The sequence below is a fragment of the Streptomyces sp. NPDC051243 genome (genome assembly GCF_044455405.1).
Classification (GTDB): domain Bacteria; phylum Actinomycetota; class Actinomycetes; order Streptomycetales; family Streptomycetaceae; genus Streptomyces.
Window position 1 is genome coordinate 410,227 of record NZ_JBITES010000004.1, and the last position, 15,661, is coordinate 425,887.

16 protein-coding genes and 2 pseudogenes are annotated in these 15,661 nt (G+C 70.4%); 10 read left to right on the plus strand and 8 right to left on the minus strand.

Translation table 11 applies throughout. The annotated features are described in order from the left end of the window. Window positions 1-613 precede the first annotated feature (613 nt). Complete coding sequence (locus tag ACIBAG_RS12455; RefSeq protein ID WP_399103993.1) at window positions 614-835, minus strand: hypothetical protein; 222 nt, start codon at window positions 833-835, stop codon at window positions 614-616. A gap of 184 nt (window positions 836-1,019) precedes the next feature. Beyond that, window positions 1,020-2,567 carry a serine hydrolase domain-containing protein gene (locus tag ACIBAG_RS12460; protein WP_399103995.1) on the minus strand — a complete coding sequence of 516 codons (1,548 nt, stop codon included), beginning with the start codon at window positions 2,565-2,567 and terminating at the stop codon, window positions 1,020-1,022. 109 nt (window positions 2,568-2,676) lie between these two features. Between ACIBAG_RS12460 and ACIBAG_RS12465 the strand changes: the two genes are divergently transcribed. The 3 genes from ACIBAG_RS12465 (at window position 2,677) to ACIBAG_RS12475 (ending at window position 5,684) form a co-directional block, all read left to right on the plus strand. Further along, on the plus strand, window positions 2,677-3,897 hold the full coding sequence (locus ACIBAG_RS12465) for a sensor histidine kinase (protein ID WP_399103997.1): 1,221 nt from the start codon (window positions 2,677-2,679) through the stop codon (window positions 3,895-3,897). Next, window positions 3,888-4,535: a response regulator gene (locus tag ACIBAG_RS12470; RefSeq protein WP_399103999.1), complete on the plus strand. Its 648-nt coding sequence runs from the start codon at window positions 3,888-3,890 to the stop codon at window positions 4,533-4,535. The genes ACIBAG_RS12465 and ACIBAG_RS12470 overlap by 10 nt, the downstream gene beginning before the upstream one ends. A gap of 441 nt (window positions 4,536-4,976) precedes the next feature. Next, entirely contained in the window at window positions 4,977-5,684 is a 708-nt protein-coding gene (locus tag ACIBAG_RS12475; RefSeq protein ID WP_399104001.1) for a hypothetical protein, read from the plus strand. 345 nt (window positions 5,685-6,029) lie between these two features. Here ACIBAG_RS12475 and ACIBAG_RS12480 read toward each other — a convergent pair whose 3' ends face one another. The 4 genes from ACIBAG_RS12480 to ACIBAG_RS12495 form a co-directional block, all read right to left on the minus strand. Further along, window positions 6,030-6,443, minus strand: a complete 414-nt coding sequence (locus ACIBAG_RS12480) for a DUF5994 family protein (RefSeq protein WP_399104003.1) — start codon at window positions 6,441-6,443, stop codon at window positions 6,030-6,032. Window positions 6,444-6,779: 336 nt separating this feature from the next. Further along, complete coding sequence (locus ACIBAG_RS12485; protein ID WP_399104005.1) at window positions 6,780-7,559, minus strand: DUF5994 family protein; 780 nt, start codon at window positions 7,557-7,559, stop codon at window positions 6,780-6,782. A 172-nt stretch (window positions 7,560-7,731) separates the two neighbouring features. Continuing rightward, window positions 7,732-8,004 carry a hypothetical protein gene (locus ACIBAG_RS12490; RefSeq protein WP_399104007.1) on the minus strand — a complete coding sequence of 91 codons (273 nt, stop codon included), beginning with the start codon at window positions 8,002-8,004 and terminating at the stop codon, window positions 7,732-7,734. A 196-nt stretch (window positions 8,005-8,200) separates the two neighbouring features. Next, a complete protein-coding gene (locus ACIBAG_RS12495; RefSeq protein WP_399104513.1) occupies window positions 8,201-8,659 on the minus strand; it encodes a DUF5994 family protein in 459 nt (152 codons plus the stop codon). 354 nt (window positions 8,660-9,013) lie between these two features. Here ACIBAG_RS12495 and ACIBAG_RS12500 point away from each other — a divergent pair, with 354 nt between their 5' ends. From ACIBAG_RS12500 to ACIBAG_RS12520, 5 genes are all read left to right on the plus strand, one after another. Next, window positions 9,014-9,616 carry a DUF5994 family protein gene (locus ACIBAG_RS12500; RefSeq protein ID WP_399104009.1) on the plus strand — a complete coding sequence of 201 codons (603 nt, stop codon included), beginning with the start codon at window positions 9,014-9,016 and terminating at the stop codon, window positions 9,614-9,616. Window positions 9,617-9,621: 5 nt separating this feature from the next. Then, a complete protein-coding gene (locus ACIBAG_RS12505) occupies window positions 9,622-9,852 on the plus strand; it encodes a hypothetical protein (protein WP_399104011.1) in 231 nt (76 codons plus the stop codon). Window positions 9,853-10,193: 341 nt separating this feature from the next. Continuing rightward, complete coding sequence (locus ACIBAG_RS12510) at window positions 10,194-10,565, plus strand: STAS domain-containing protein (protein ID WP_399104013.1); 372 nt, start codon at window positions 10,194-10,196, stop codon at window positions 10,563-10,565. Next, on the plus strand, window positions 10,562-11,233 hold the full coding sequence (locus ACIBAG_RS12515; RefSeq protein WP_399104015.1) for a hypothetical protein: 672 nt from the start codon (window positions 10,562-10,564) through the stop codon (window positions 11,231-11,233). Before ACIBAG_RS12510 ends, ACIBAG_RS12515 begins: the two co-directional genes overlap by 4 nt. Before the next feature lie 436 nt (window positions 11,234-11,669). Continuing rightward, window positions 11,670-12,176: a hypothetical protein gene (locus tag ACIBAG_RS12520; RefSeq protein WP_399104017.1), complete on the plus strand. Its 507-nt coding sequence runs from the start codon at window positions 11,670-11,672 to the stop codon at window positions 12,174-12,176. Window positions 12,177-12,550: 374 nt separating this feature from the next. Here ACIBAG_RS12520 and ACIBAG_RS12525 read toward each other — a convergent pair. Continuing rightward, window positions 12,551-12,688 (minus strand): annotated as a pseudogene (locus tag ACIBAG_RS12525) (urea ABC transporter permease subunit UrtB); the annotation flags it as partial. Between ACIBAG_RS12525 and ACIBAG_RS12530 the strand changes: the two are divergent. After that, window positions 12,675-12,895 (plus strand): annotated as a pseudogene (locus ACIBAG_RS12530) (ABC transporter substrate-binding protein); the annotation flags it as partial. The pseudogenes ACIBAG_RS12525 and ACIBAG_RS12530 overlap by 14 nt on opposite strands. 190 nt (window positions 12,896-13,085) lie before the next feature. On the opposite strand, the gene ACIBAG_RS12535 reads toward ACIBAG_RS12530, so the two are convergent. Further along, complete coding sequence (locus ACIBAG_RS12535) at window positions 13,086-13,931, minus strand: DUF4394 domain-containing protein (RefSeq protein WP_399104019.1); 846 nt, start codon at window positions 13,929-13,931, stop codon at window positions 13,086-13,088. Window positions 13,932-14,294: 363 nt separating this feature from the next. On the opposite strand from ACIBAG_RS12535, the gene ACIBAG_RS12540 reads away from it, so the two are divergent. Next, window positions 14,295-15,560 carry a PucR family transcriptional regulator gene (locus ACIBAG_RS12540; protein ID WP_399104021.1) on the plus strand — a complete coding sequence of 422 codons (1,266 nt, stop codon included), beginning with the start codon at window positions 14,295-14,297 and terminating at the stop codon, window positions 15,558-15,560. The last annotated feature ends 101 nt before the right edge of the window (window positions 15,561-15,661 follow it).

Here is a 15,661-nt window from a genome sequence, read left to right on the forward strand (position 1 = left end):
GACGTATCCGGTACGCGACGTCCGGTCGGCAAATCCGCGTCCTGGCGCGCGCTCGGAACCCTCGCCGGAGGAAGCCGCGCGCTCCTCAAGTGGGCGCTGCCGACGGGGACTTGCCCGGCCGCAACGCGCGGGCCACGGCTTTGTCGCCCTGGCGTGCACGCTTTCCGGCCTTTCCGGCCGTGCTGGCGGGCCAGGCTGTGTGCCAGGGCGACCTGTGTCCAAGGGCGGCTGACCGCCGGTGCCGCGAGGGCTTCCGTTCTCGCCCGAACGACCGCGAACGGCGCCGAATGAGACGGAGACCGGGGCAGCCGCACTCCTCACCGCAGCGCCGGAGACAGCCCACGGGAAGCTGTCGAAACCACCGCTAGGCAGCCTCGGGCCTCGCCGCGCGCGTGCCCTGGGCGGGCTCCTGTGCGCCCTCGGACCACGAGCCCTCGTCCTCCCCGAAGTCCGGGGCCTGGAAGGGCTCTGTCGTCGGAGGCGGCGATACCGCCGTGGAACGGCGGGGTTGCCCTTCCAGGGCGGAGAACAGCGATGTCGGGTCGATGAGAGGTCTGCCTTTCGTTACAGGTCCCTGATGGGTCCTGGCGTGCCGTGACCGGGCACAGCGGTTCTACAGCTTGGTCATCTTGGCGTACGGGCTCAAGATCCGCATCTGCGCATCCCCGAAATCCACGAGAGTCGCGATTCCATCCTCGATACCGATCACCCGGCCGAGGCCGTACACGTCGTGCGTGACCTGGTCGCCTACGGCGAAGTGCTTGGGAACCGGCGTGACCGGGGCCTTGAAGGGGCTGGTGGGCAAATGACGCTTCGGTGCCGCAGGCTTTGTCATGCCTCAGTATGAGCCCACGTGTATCCCGCTCGCTGTGGCGATCGGCACAGATCCGGACGGGAACAACCCCGTCACGTCACTGACCTGGTACTTCGACACGTCGTGAGGCGAAAATCGACCACAGGTCTCCCTCCGGGTCGAGAAGCGCTCCTTGGTGACGGAGGTCCGCCCCTCGGCACGGGCGTCATGCCGGAGTTCCGGCGTCAGGCGGGGCCGAGGGCCTGATGCCCGTCTCGTGCGGCGAGCGGTGACGTACCAGAGCGAGTGCCCGGGCAGTGATGACCGCGGTGGAGGCGAGGCCCCCGGCTGCGGCGCAGACGACAAGGGCCGGCCAGGCGTAGGTGGTCTGTGCCAGAGTGCCGGAGCGGTTCATCAGCAGACCGAGCAGCGACGCGAGTTGGGTGAGGAAGAGGATCGGGAGCGTCTGCGGCAGCAACCGCAGGGCCGTTCGCCACCATGGTCGCCGTGCGGTGTGCCGCGCCCATCGGCGCGCGCGCAGGACACCGCGGATGCCGAGGCCCGTCGCCAGCAGGGTCAGCGCCGCCAGGACCCAGTCGGCCGTCATCGAGAAGGGCCTCGTCACCTCGGGGTTCCTGCCGCGCGCCAGGTCGACGAGGCCCAGCGAGATCTGGGCGGCGTCGTCTCCGGCGATCAGGCCGGTATTGGTGACGACCGCGATGCCGATCCTGCTCTCGGGCAGCAGAGTGGCCATGGCGTTGTGGGTGAGGAGCTGGCCGCTGTGCTGGATCTCCTCGGCCCCGTCGCCGTGCCGGTACCGCGCCCAGCCCATCGCGTAGTCCGTGTCCTTCGGAGCCTTCGGCGGGGTGTGCGTGAGCTCGATGGTGTGTGCGGTGGCGATACGGCGCCCCTCGGCGGAAACACCCTGGTTGTTCTGGGCGATGAGCCACCGGGAGAGGTCGTCGGCGGTGGTGACGACACCGTGGCCGCCCGCGGCGAACCAGCGTGGGTGGGTACGGGAGAACGTCGTGCCGTAGGCGCGGACATAGCCGCGGGCCCGGTCGGGCATCTCGGTGGTCGAGTCGACGGACGCGGTGTGCGTCATGCGCAGTGGAGCGAAGAGCTTGGCGGACAGGTAGTCGGCGAAGGGCTGTCCGCTGACCACCTCGACGAGGCGTGCCGCGACGAAGTAGTTGGGGTTGTGGTAGCGGTGCCGGGTGCCCGGGGCCGTGGCGAGGGGCGCCTCGCGCATCGCCGCGACGGCCTCTTCGAGAGTGTGCGGCTGGGAGCGGGTCAGATCGGGGTAGGCGGAGTCGGCCATACCGGAGGTCTGGGTCAGGAGCTGCCGGACGGTGATCTCCTGGGAGCGCCGGTCGGCCATGGTGAACTCCGGCAGATGGCGGTGCACAGGCCCGTCCAGGTCGACTTTGCCCGCCTCGACCAGTTGCATGACGGCGAGTGCGGTCATCGACTTCGACAGTGACGCCACGGGCAGGCGCGTCCGCTCCGTCATGTCCTGCCCGGCCGCGGTGTGCCCGTACCCCGCGGTGTGGACGACTCGGGCGCCCTTGGTGACGGCGACCACCGCGCCCGGCAGACCGGTCTGCTCCAGGTAGTCGTTCACGAATCGGTCGATCGAGGCCGGAGCCAGGGCGGCGGTGGACCGCGGGGCCGAGGAGGCCGGTACGGCGGTGACCGCGACCGCGATACCGAGCGCGGTCAGCACAGTGCCGAGTCTGCGGCGCATGCCCGTAGGGACGGTGATCAGCTTCATGGAGTCCAGTCCACCGGCCCCTCCCCGCCGCACGCACTGGCGCACACGCGAGTTCGGAGGTAGTGCACGCACTACTGCCCCAAGATCCCCGGCTCGGTAGGTTCGAGGGATGCGACATCGGACCGCCTGGCAGGCCCTGGGCCAGAACCCCCTGAAGGTGCTCGGCTCCAGCTGGCCCTGGCGGTCCTTCGCCTACCTGCTGTCCGGTGTCGTCTTCGGCGCCGCCGCCGGCGCCGTCCTCGTGGTCGCGCTCGTCGCGGGAGTCGTCTCGCTGGTGGTGTTGGTGGGGATGCCTGTCCTGCTCGGTGTGGCACTGTCCGGTGTCGCCGTCACCCGCTTCGAGCGGTGGCGCCTGCGCCTGGTGGACCTCGACCCGGTGCCGGACCCGCACCGGGCGCCTGAACGCGCGGGGCTCCTCGGATGGGTACGAACCCGGCTGCGAGAGCCCGCGACCTGGCGTGAGCTGGGCTTCACCGCGGTGTCTGCGACCGCTCTGTGGTGGATGGACTTCCTCGTCCTCGGCTTCGCCCTGGTCGTCCCCGTGCTGGTGATCATGTCGCCCCTCGACGACCCCGGGGCCTGGCCGCTGATGATCGTCGGCCTCAGCCTGCTCGCCGCCGCGCCGTACACCATCACCGCCTGGGCCGGCGCCAGGGCGGCCGTCACCCGTCTCATGCTGGCACCGCGCGACAGCGAACTGGGCCGCGAGCTCACCGACGTACGGGCCTCCAGGGCGCGGCTGGTCGACGCCTTCGACGCGGAGCGGCGCCGGATCGAGCGGGACCTTCACGACGGGGCGCAGCAGCGGCTGGTCTCCCTGAATGTCATGCTCGGCCTGGCAGCCCTCGACACCGAGCCGGACTCACCGCTGGCCGGCCGGCTCGCCGAGGCACAGGAACAGGTCGCGCTCGCTGTCGACGAACTGCGTGAGCTCAGCCGCGGCGTCCATCCGAAGGCTCTCACCGACCACGGTCTTGCCGCCGCGGTCGAGAACCTGGCGGGGCGTTCCACGATGCCCGTCACGATCGACATCCGCCTGCCTCGCCGTCTGCCGCTCTCCGTGGAGACCGCGGCGTACTTCGTGATCGCCGAGGCGTTGACCAACGCCGTCAAGCACAGCAAGGCGACCCGAGTCGAGGTGCACGCCCGCCTGCACACCGATGTGCTGGCTCTGTCGGTCGGCGACGACGGCATCGGAGGCGCCGCACCGGAGGCGGGCACCGGCCTCGTGGGCCTGGCCGACCGCGTCGCCGTGGCGAACGGCAGGCTCCGCGTCTCCAGCCCTCAGGGCGGGCCTACCCTGATGCACGTGGAGTTGCCGTGCCATTGACCGTCGTACTCGCCGAGGACTCCCCGCTGATGCGGGACGGCCTGGTCGGCGTGCTCACCCGCTTCGGCCACCAGGTGCTCGCCGCCGTCGGCGACGCGGACGCCCTGATCACGGCGGTCCGGGAACACGCTCCCGACATCGTCGTCACCGACGTCCGCATGCCACCGGACAACACCGACGACGGCCTGCGCGCCGCCGTCGCCCTGCGCCACGAGCACCCCAGCCTGCCGGTCCTGGTGCTCAGCCAGTACATCGAGCAGTCCTACGCAGCCCATCTGCTCGACCTGGGCAGCGACACCGGCGTGGGTTATCTCCTCAAGGACCGCGTCAGCGCCGTCGGCGAGTTCGTCGACGCGGTCGCTCAGGTCGCCGCGGGCGCGACGGTCGTGGATCCCGAGGTGGTCCGCCAACTCCTCAACCGCCGCCGCGATCCCCTGCAACGCCTCACCCCCCGAGAGCGCGAGGTCCTCGCCCTGATGGCCGAGGGACGCACCAACGCCGCCATCGCCCGCGAGTTGTACGTCACCGAGGCAGCGGTCAACAAGCACGTCGGCAACATCCTTCAGAAACTCGAACTCCACCTCGACGGCCATGGACACCGCCGCGTCCTCGCCGTCCTCACCTACCTCCGCGGATGACCGGCGACGAGCGGCCGCCGGGCGTTCGGTGAGCGAAGGCAGCTGCCGTCGTTCGGGCTCCGGTCCGTGTCATCGCGGCTGTGCACCACGACTCGCTTTCCAACAGCCCGCTGCCTGGCTGACGGTGGCAGCGAGCGGAGGGCTTCCAGGAGGAAGGGTGCGATGTGTGCGGCGAACCCGTGCCCCCGTGTGCCCGATCTTCGTGTATCCGGAGAGCCGGAATTGGCGGAGAGTGCCCTGCACGGTTGCACACTTCTGTGACGAGGCGAGCACCTGACGGTGTCCCGACCGCATCGGGGCCGCCCCCGTCCGCCGTCGGGGTGGGCGTAGCCTCGAAGGCGCCGAGGGCTTCTCGTGTGCCGGCTCATGTGCCGAGTGCCGTTCTCGGCGAACGACGATGCCGGGCCGGACCCCGTCCGGGCCCGGGGCAGGGTTCGCCTCATGACCGCGCACATGCCGGACCGCCCGGCGACCGCCCGCCCCGGGACGCCGGGCCGGCACGGGACGCCTCCCGAGACACCGTGCCCGTCGCGGCGCCGGCAGGTGTCGTCGCCCGAGAGAGGCGAGTTCGTCCGGCCGCTGACGCGGCGCCAGGTCGACGACCGGATGGGGGAGCTCGGTGAGTTGTACGCTCACACGTCGTCGAGCGAGCCGGGCGAGTCGGGACTCTTGGACCCGTCGGACCGGGCCGGGCCCGCCGCCTTCCGGCGCCGGCTCGCGGGTCATATGCGGCGACCCGGGTTCGAGCTGCTCGTCGCGGAGGCCGTCCGCCCCTCGGGCGCCACCGTTCTCACGGCATGTGCCTACGGCTTCCCCGTGCGCGTCGCGGGCCCCTGGTGGCAGGGCCTCGACGTGTATCTCCCGGAGAACCTGTTCCGCGTTGCCGCCTCGGGAAAGCTCTTCGCGGTCGCCGACGTCCTTGTCGAGCGCCGGGTGCGCACCCAGGACCTGACCCGCGAGTGGAACCTCGCCCGGCGCCTGCAAAAGCGGTTGCTCGACGACCACATCGGCGCGATCGGCGTCACCCTCGTCGACCGCCGTGACGTGGACACCTATCGGGCACTGCTGGCCTGGGGCTGGCGCTGTCTTCCGGCTGAGGGTGGCGGGGCGTCCTGTTTCGCGCCCCACCGCCTCCTGGTGCACCCCTGAAAGCGCCGGGCACTCTGCGCCTGCGGCAGGGTTTCCGCATGACCCGCCAGAGTTCCGGCACGGGAACCGGCTACGTGCCGTGCCGTGGGCGGTCCGGGACGGCACAGAATCCCTCCGTCTCCCGTGGCCACCGCCGGCCGGGGAGGAGCGGGCCGACGAACGAAGCCGGCCGGCACAGGACCCAGGAGCGCGCTCGCGGTGAGGGTGCACGGGACCGGCCGCGCTCTCATCAGCCGCTCCGCCGGTGCCGGGCCGCCCGGTACGGCCGTCGTACGGCTGGAGACGACACATCGACCGGCAGGGCGTCGCGCGTCCTTGCCCTCCTCGTGCGGTCGAGTGGGCAAGCTACTCCTGCCGCTCTCGGGCGCGGTCGTCCACTGCCGCGGCCATGAGCGGTCCGGCCTCCTCCGCGGTGGTGTCGGGCGGCACGACCAGCAGGTCCCAGCGGCCGTGGCCGGGCGCGAGCAGGACGACGGTGTCCGGAGCGTGCGGTGCGACGGCCCTGCGCAGCCGTACGACCTGGTTGCAGACGAGCATTCGGCCCGGTGCCGCGGACCAGTCCGCTGAGTTCACCGTGACACTGGCGATGTGTCCCCACGCGCGCGGCAGTGCGGCGAGCAACGGGGGAAGCTCGGCCAGAAGATCGTAGGAGCGGGGCCACCACGCGCCGTCGAGGCGGCGGGGCAGGGCGCTGTGCGGCGCAAGGCGCAGCCGGAGGAGGGGATGGGTGGGCGGTGCCGGTGGGACTGTGGTGATCATGAGTTTCCTTGGGTGGGCCTGTTGCGCGGGTGGTCCCGGGCCGGTCACGGTCGGCAGTGCGGCGGTCCGAGATGGGCGGCCCTGGTTCACGGCCTGCACCCGGCTGAGGTGTTCGAGGAGGTGGATGGCGGTTGCCGAGCTGTGGCAGGCGTCAGCTGGGGCTGTGTCCGGATCGAGGGAGTCGAGGGCCGTCAGCGGAGGCTGTCATGAAGCGGCACCTGTCCCGGGCGGCGAGCCGCCCGGTGTCGTCGTGCGCCGGGAGCGAAACCGGTTCGGTCACCGGTATGCGGGGGCCCTCGGTACTTTCACCCTACCGGGCGCAGGGCAATACAGGGGTCACGGACCGTAAGGGTCGCGGAAGAAGGAGAGGTCGGGTGAGGGGCGCTGTGGTGCGCCGCCCTCGCCTTCCCACTGCTCCACCTGCTCCTGCGCCCACCGGACGCCGTCCTGATCGTGCCGACGCTGTTCGGCCGCGACGAGCGCGCCCGCGGTGAGGCGGAGCGCGGGGTCGGCCGCTGCCGTCATCAGCCGTGCGGCCGCCGCAGCCTCGGTCCCGGGCGGGACGACCAGCAGGTCCCAGCGGCCGACGCCGTAGGAGAAGAGCCGGATCGTGTACGGGTCGCACCCGGACGCGAACCACGCGGCCGTCACCGTGTGACCGGGGGCAGGCAGGTCGCACGGCGCCTCCGGCCAGGTGCCGCGGCGCACGCCGAAACTGGGCAACCTCCCCCGCCTCGCGTCGAACGCGTCGGTGAGGATGGGCAGTTCGGTCATCAGATCGCGGGAACGGGGCCACCAGGCGCCGCACACGGGACCGGGCGGAGAGGTCGGCGGGCGCAGGGTGAGCCGGGCGGGCAAGGATGGGCAAGAGGGTTCCTGCTCGGGGGCCGCACGTTCGTCGGCGCGCGATGCCATGTCGCGGTCCTGTCCCCGGGCCGCCGTGTGACGGACCGGTGCCGTGGTGCGCCAGGAACGACGCCGACGGGTCGTGGGCGTACGGGGAACTCCCGGTGCCCGCCACGCTACTCCGTCCTGGTGTTCCCGGACCGGTCCACGGACGCGCGTCCGTGGCATGGCCGAAAGCGTGCAGCCCATGGGCCGCCTGCTCCCCGGCATACCGGGCGAGGACCGATCCGCCGCCACCGCAAGTCAGTTGGCCCTGGCTCTCCTCGCCCTCCGGCAGCCGGCTTCGGTCACTATCGCCTCCTCGTCACGAGACCCGCGCGGCGACATCCCGCCTGCCGAGGGCTCCGCCGGTGGTGCAACGGCCCCGGCGTACACACACCGGTCAGCCGCGATCCTCCTCCTCGGCCTCCATGAGCCGAATTCCCTGATGCGTCAGCATGACGGTCGCAGGTGTGTCTCCATGGGCCCAGCGGACCGTGACGAGCCCTTCCTCCACCAGATAGGTGCAGGCCGCTGCCAGATCCTGCTCGGGGATCGCCAGATCGTCACGCAGCTTGGCCCCGGAGACGTCAGGGAGGCCGCTGCGTTCCATGCCCTCGTACAGGGTCTTCATGATCGCTTCGCGGTGGTTCTTCCGCTGCTGCAGTGTTGTCATGGTCGCCGCCACTCGTGCCGGGCTCCGAACCCGTCGCCTCAGGCAAGGAAAAGGCCACAGGTCACCGACTGACTCCCGCAGTTCACTCTACTCCGGGCCCGGCCCGGGGTGCCCGCTCATGATCATCGCTCGCGACCAGGGCTTTTCGTATGCCGTGCGACGAGCGTGCACCGCCGCTCCCGTCCTCCCGGCCCCCTCACTGCTTCCGACACGGGCCTGTCCCGCCGTCATGAGCCCGGTCGCGGTCATCGGCGTACCGGTGTCCGCGCTCGCGGCGGCCATCAGCCGGGCGGCCGATGAGGCGCTGGTCTCCGGGGGAGACCGCCGGGAGGTCCCAGCGGCCCGCGGTGTAGGACAGCAGAACGATCCCGTGCGGATCCAGCTCTGAGGTGAACCAACCGACCTTCGCCATACGGCCGTTGACGAAGATCCTGGGCGGGAGGACCGGCCAGTGGCGGGGATTGACCGCGATACGGGCGATCCGCCCCCACAGCGGATCCAGCACGTCCGCCAGGGCGAAGAGCTCGCTCGGCAGGTCACGTGAACGGGGCCACCAGGCGCCGTCCAGTTCGGCGTGCCCCGCGGAAGGACCCTCGGACCTCAGCGCGAGGCGCGCGGTCGGGGTCCCTGAAGGGAACGGCCCGTAGCTTTGGATGCGGCCCTGGTGTCGACGTCGCCGAGACGAGCCGCGCGTCGAAGTCCCACCGGGGCAGTGGGACGGCGCGCGTGCTCAAGGATCCCGTCGCGTGGGTCCGCGCGAACGAATGCCGATCATCTCTTCCCGCCTCCCGGCGAATACGGCAGGTTCAGACTGTTGCCTCTGGGACGAATGTCCGGGGCAGGGGCGCACGGGGCCGTTTCTCCATTGGCAGGGCGGTCCGTTGGGCCTGCCCGAGGAGTAGGCTGAAATCATCGAAAATATTTCGCGCACCGGCTTCCAGGCTCGTGTCGTTTTCGGCGATTGAATACGCCGGGCCGGTCGCAGCCGGCCCGGGGCAGGGTTCGCGTCATGACTGCGACCATTTCCCTCCCGCCGACAGCCCAAGCCGATGACCGTTCGACGCTCTCCTCGTCTTCTCCCCGTCTGTCGCTGGCGCCCGCCGGTCCCGCACCGGCTCTTCTGGACGGCGCATGGTGGCCCCGCTCCCGAGATCTCGCGGCCGAACTCCCCGCCCTGACCGCAGTACTGGATCCGTTGTGGGGACGGATCACCCGGGTCACGGTGAACCCCACCCACTGGCCGGTCGTGCCGCGCAAGGTGCCCGTCGCCGGGCACGTGGTGAAGGTGGGCTGGTTCAGGGCCGAGCAGGACCCGCACGAACTGCTGGTGCTCTCGTACCGGAGGGGCCGCTGGAACCTCTTGGTGGTCCCGCCGCAGACGGCTCCCGTCTCGGCCGCCTGGCTGATGGCCGCCGCGAGTGATCCACTGGGCACGTCGACCGCGAGCCGGTTGATGGAGGAGGCGGCACGACTGCGGACGGTCTACGAGGCCGACCTAGCCAGGGAAGCGGTCTGGGACTCCGAAGGCGGCCATGAGGCCCGCGATCCGGCCGCATGTCACCGGATCCCGACCGTGTCCGCCGCGATGCCGCATCAGCCGATGGGGAGGTGAGGACCGTGGAGACGTTCGTGACCGTGATCGTGATCCTTGCGATGATCGCCCTCGGGGTGCTCCTCATCCACCTGCTCAACTCGCAGCACGGTGACCGCATCGCCGCCTTCCACTACGGCCGCTCCGGGTTGCCGGTCCCGGGCCCGGGCCCGGGCCTGTCGGCTCGGCGGAGGAAGGGCCACGGCCGGGCGAGAGCGAGCAGCACCCCCCGAACTGACAGCACCCCCCCGAACTGACAGCACCGCCCACAGCCCAAGACGCCGGTCGCAGCACCGCACATGACAGGCCGGGGTCTCCCGTGTCCTGTGGACGCCGGCCCGGCGACGGCACAAGGCCGACGGGGAGGCCGATGAGCGGTCCACCCGAAACGCACGGACCTCCGTCCGACCCGTGGCGCATTCCCGGACGACCGATCCGGCACGGTCCTCGCCAACCAGGGCTGCCGGGCCGGCCGTTCCTCCGTCGCCCGCACACGCCCCGTATCGGCGTCGTGCCGCGAGGGCCGAATCCGGCCCGAAGCCTGTCCAGCCCCGCGGCAATCTCCGCTGGGGTACTTCGTACGCCGAATCGAGGAGCCATGCCCCTTCCACAACTGAACGTCCACCGGCACGACCACGCCACCCGCGCGCTGATCACCCTCGCCGGAGAGATCGACCTGGCCACCGCCCCGCTCGTGGACGCCGCACTGGCCGCATGCCTGCGCGACGGCATCCGCACCGCCGACGTCGATCTCAGGGCGGTCACCTTCTGCGACGCCAGCGGACTCAACGCCCTACTGACGGCATCCCGGATCGCCACCGATGCCGGAACGACCCTCCAACTGCACAACCCCACACCGGCCTTGGCCCGCGTCATCGAGATCACCGGCTCCGGCTTCCTGCTCCACGACCCCCACGCCGTTCGACCACCGTCATCTCGGGTTCGCGCCGCCGCGGGCGGTGCGCGGTGACGGCCCCGCTCCGACGTGAGCCGCCAGGGGGCGCACCGACTCCCGCCGACGCGGTGCGCCTGCGCCGACTGAACCGCTGGCAGGCCGAGACCCTGCGGGAGGACCTGGCCGATCTGTACGTGGAGTCCTCCCGTGCGCAGGCAGGCCAGGAGTACCGGCGTCGGGAGGCGTTTCTGCGGCGGCTCACCGGCGACATCCGGCGGCCCGGTTTCGCGCTGCTGATCGCAGAGGACAGCGCCTTCGCCGGGTGTGCCTATGGATTCCCGGTACCGCGCGAGGGGACGTGGTGGAGGGGGTTCGACGGGACCCTTCCGCAGAGCGTCGAACAGCTCACCGCGTCCGGCCACGTCTTCGCGATCACCGAGATCGTGGTGCATCCCCACACGGACGACCAGGACCTCGCCCGCCGCCTCCAGCAGCGCCTGCTCGCCGACCATCACGCCTCGCTCGGGGCGACGCTGGTCGGCCAAGCCGACGTTCCGGACTGCGACGCCTTTCTGTCGTGGGGCTGGCAGGACATCGGGGCGATCCGTCGCCCGCCGGATCCCACGGTCCTGAGGCCATGGGCACCTGTGCTGCTGCGGGCCATGATCCTTCCCCTCGGCCCGCGCACGCCTGCCCGCCCGGACGGCCTCGCTCATGAGAACCGCACCCAACGGCCCGACTGACCACCGGCGTACCGCCGGGCCGGGTGACAGCAGGGTCGCGCGCGTACGGACGCTGACCTGGGGCTTCGAGAAGAGCGGGTGACGAGAATCGAACTCGCGCCCGCAGCCTGGGAAGCGACGGCGCTTGGACAGCGGCCTGGCTGTTGCCCTGCGCTTGGGTAGCTCGGTGGCGGCTTCGTGAGGCGAGGTTCGCAGCGTTGTTGACCGACGTCCGCTGCGCCTCAACACAGCGCGGAAGCCCTCGTACTGGTTGTACGTGGGCTTTCGCCCGGTGCGGCGAGAGTGCGTGCCAGGCGTCGCGGGGCAGGCGGGACTTTGCGGACACGGCCTAGCCCCTCGCTGAGGATCGACTCATGGCAGAAGGCCCTGAGGACACAGACGCAAAGGGGGCTTGGGCGTTCTCCTGGAGAGCCCGGCCCCAGCACTGGTTCCTGGAATGCGGGGGTTTCCGATCCTGGTGCTGGCCCCGGCGGCCGCCGTGCTCGCCTTCTTCTCGGCGGGTTGGGCGTTCATGGTCGGCGCGTCGAGCCTCGGGTGGATCGCCTACTCGGTTCGGTACTGGATCCCCCTGTGGCGGTCAGTGGTCGAGATACGGGTAGGGCGAGGCGAGCAGGGGCGGCTCTTGCTGCGGCAGCGGTACGGGCGCACCCGCACGTACCCCCTGACAGCCGTCAACGGCCTGCGCCCGCTTCAGATCGGCAGCATCTCCTTCGCCAGCCGGGGGGACGGAGACGTCCAGGACTGCGAGGAGAAGGACGAACTGGTGCTGCGGCTGGACGTCGTCGGCACGGAATACACGACGTACAACCACCCGTACACCGAGGCACAGATGCAGCCACTCATCACAGCGCTGCACCACGCCTGCACCGACATGACCGTGCACAAGACCGAGTCCCGCAGGGCGACCTATATCGGTGTGGAGCGGGGCATGTCACCCGGCTGACATCGGCGACAGCCGCACGATCAGGTGGACGAACGGGGGAGCGCATACCTGGGGAGGCGAGACCTCAGCGCCGGAATCCCACGCCGGCGCAGTAGCTGGCGGCGGAGGCCATCCGACGAAGAGCAGCGCGTCGGGGCCCGCCTCGGCGCAGTTCTCCAGGTGCCGAAGGATCACCGCGTCGTCACTGCGGAAGCGATCTCCGGCACCCAGAGCACACGCTGTCCACGCGCTCCGGTGCCCCCCCGAGGGCAGGATGGTCCGTGCCGGGCGGTCCTCCGGGAAGGCCGCGCCGATGTACAGCACTCCGACGACGAGCGACAGCCGGAAGCTGCCGCCCGACTCGATGCGACCGCCCGCAAGGCGCGCCGGGTTCACAGATCGCGGTTCTGCACCACGGCCCGGATCCGGCGGCCCAGCGGCGTCAGCCGCAGCGTGAGCGACAGCGCGACGACGGCCGCGACCGCCAACCCGAGAATGAACAGGCGGCTGTTGGCGACGGTGAGCGGCGAGACGCCGGACGACCAACTGCGGCCCGCGATGCGGCTGCTGGCGGGCGAGCGCAAGGCGCGCCGGTGGTTCGTCGTCGGGAACGACTACGTGTGGCCGCGGCGCACCGCGCGGGCCGCGTGCGGATACGCGTGCGCGAGTCGGGCGGCGGCGTGTGCGGGCAGGTTTACCTGCCGCTCGGCACCCATGACTTCGACGGTGTGCTGCGGCGGACATCGCCCTCGAGCAGCCCGCCCGCGCCCGACTGATCACCGGCGAGGTTGGGTGAAGCCCGTTTCAGCACGCTGACCTGGGTCACCACGGGAATGGTCGCGACGGGAGGTGCCCGAAGAACCACACCTCAGGTTCGCCGCGGCCCGGGAGCAGCCGGACCGCGGCGAGTAAGTGACCTGCGGGAGGGGCTCAGCTCCCGGTGAGGGAGATGGCCAGGTCCGTGATGTTCAGGGGGAACTTGGACCCGAGGGCGTCGGACACGAGCGTGGCCTCGCCGGTGAAGAGGTTGATGCTGTAGAGGGAAGGCCTGTTGGCGCCGGAGGCGGTGAGACTGGCGAAGGCGGCGTTGCTGACCGTCTTGCCGTCCGACAGGGTGCTGAAGATGTCCATGCCCGTGTTGATCTGCGCGTCGATGCCGAGGCTGCCGGTCGGCGCCAGCGTGCCGTTGTTGGCCGGGGACTGGATGACGACCTGGTCGCTGGTCGTATTGATGTCGAACAGCGTGGTCCCGGTGGCCCCGTTGAGGTCGTTGTTCGTGTATGCGGCGGCGGAGACGCCCTTGGTGGTGCCCTCGATCGGCGGGGTGGTGAGGTTCAGGTCCTGGATGGTCGTGTGGTCGTTGAGGTTGTGCCGCAGGTTCTGGCCGTTGTCGCTGATCACGCGCAGCCGGTCGGCGGCCGGGTTGAAGTCGACGCCGAAGTTCGTGCCGTGCAGCGAGTACTGGAGCTGGGACACCTTGGTGATCACGACGTCCGTGGTGGCCGGCGGGGTCTTGATCGTGTAGATGCCGCCCTTGTTGCCGACGCCGTACATCAGGCCGTTCTGCACCCGGAAGTCGATGCCGATCAGGCTTGTGTCGCCACTGAGCCCGATGACGTCCCTGACCCAGTCGAGCACGTTCGGCCGGTCGGTGGTGAACGTGGCCATCTGGGTGCCGTCACCTGTGATCCCGAACGCGCGCAGGCTGGGAGTGGCGGCGGGAGCGGCCGAGCCACTGCCCGGCGCGCTCAGCATGAGCGCTGTCGACGTAGCCATGACCGCGACCGCCGCCGCGACTCTCTTTCTTGTTCCTGCTTTCATCGGTGTTTCCCTCCCGTTTGAACAAGCACCATTGAGGCGCGCGGATGAGAGATCCCCGTACCGATTCCCGCGTTGATCCGGAGTGGTGGCCGGAATGATTGCTGTGATGTTCCCCCACGGGCTGGTACGCGCTTCCCATTAAGGCCAGTTCACAGTGTCTCCACAAGTGGAACAGGCGATGGGAATGCCCCGATCCAGGGACTTTGCGCAATGTGACAAAGAGCCCCGGACGCGGTCGTCTTCGATGTGCGCAGAGTGATAAATGCCGTCCGGATTTCCCCTGTCGGCTACTTCGACCGGAATGGCATGCTCGCGCCCATGGGGAGCTTCTTCGCCGAGTTGGCCCGGCAGGCGTCGGCCAACGCGCGCCGGGAGGTCGAGGCGTACGCGCGCGAGATCCCGGAGTTCGGGTTCCTGGACACGAACTCCCGGGCGCGGGCCGAGACGCTGGAGTACGCGTTGTGGTTGCGCCGCCGTACGGTCGAACTGTCCCCGGACAACAGCCAATTGAGCGACGACGACCTCTGCTACATCGCGGCGATCGGCGAGTTGCGGGCCGCAGCGGGGATGTCGCTGGATGCACGGCAGCGGGTCCTGCGACTGCACACCTCACTCATGCTGCGCGAGATCAACGAAGCGACCGAAGCTCAGCGCGGCGTCGGCGTCGACGAACTCATGCGGATGATGGGCTGGTTCGCCCCGCAGGGAGAACGCGGTATCCGTGCCTACAGCCAGGGATTCGTGACGGCGCTGCGACACCGTCTGCCGTACGTCGAGCAGGCCGCCCTGCTGGCCAGGTCGTTGCTGAACGGAGACCCCATATCGGCGGAACTCGCTTCGGCACTGGGAATGGAACTTCCCGAGCGCTGCGTGGTGACGGTGATCCGGGTACCGGACGGTCCCGTCGGCGATGGCGACCTGGAAAGCGAGATCGAGGCGCTGGTGAAAACCCACCAAGCGCCGATCATGTGGTGCCCGGGCAAGGGAAGCAGGAGCGGTGAGCTGATTGCCCTGATTCCCTTGCCTCCCGCCAGACCCCCGGCGTCTCCGGGGCCCAGTACCGCCGAGACCGTACGGCCGCACTCCGTACCCGACCTTGTCCCCGACCTCTTGCCCGACCTCGTATCCGATCTCGTACGGGACTTCGCCCAGGCCCTCGGTCGCCCCTGCGCCGCCGGCACCGCCACCTCACCGCTGTCCGAGGCTGCCGACGCCCTCGACCTGGCCCGGCGGATCAGCAGGGCGGCGCCGCTGCGACGGGCATCCGCTCGGCTGCGGCCGCACACCGTGTCGGACGTGTTCGTCGAACTCGCCGTCGCCGACGCGCCGTTCGTCGACGAATGGCTCCAGACCGTGAGCCGGAGCCTGCAGCCCGGTCCGGACCTCCTGGTCACGCTTGACGCGTACTATCGCCACGACATGCACCGTGGCGCCACGGCGGCAGCCCTCAACGTCCACCCCCGCACCCTGGACTATCGCCTCCGCCGGGTGCGGGAGCTCACCGGCATCGATCCCGGCTCGACGCGCGGCGTACGCATTCTCAGCTCGGTCGTCACGCGGCGGCTGTCGGAAGCGTGGAACTGAACCGGGCGATCATCCGGAGCGGAAGTGCGTGCCGAGACGGGCAGCTGGAGGGTACGTGGTCCCTGTTGGCGCGTCGGCCGCCGCCACGAGGCACTGACGGC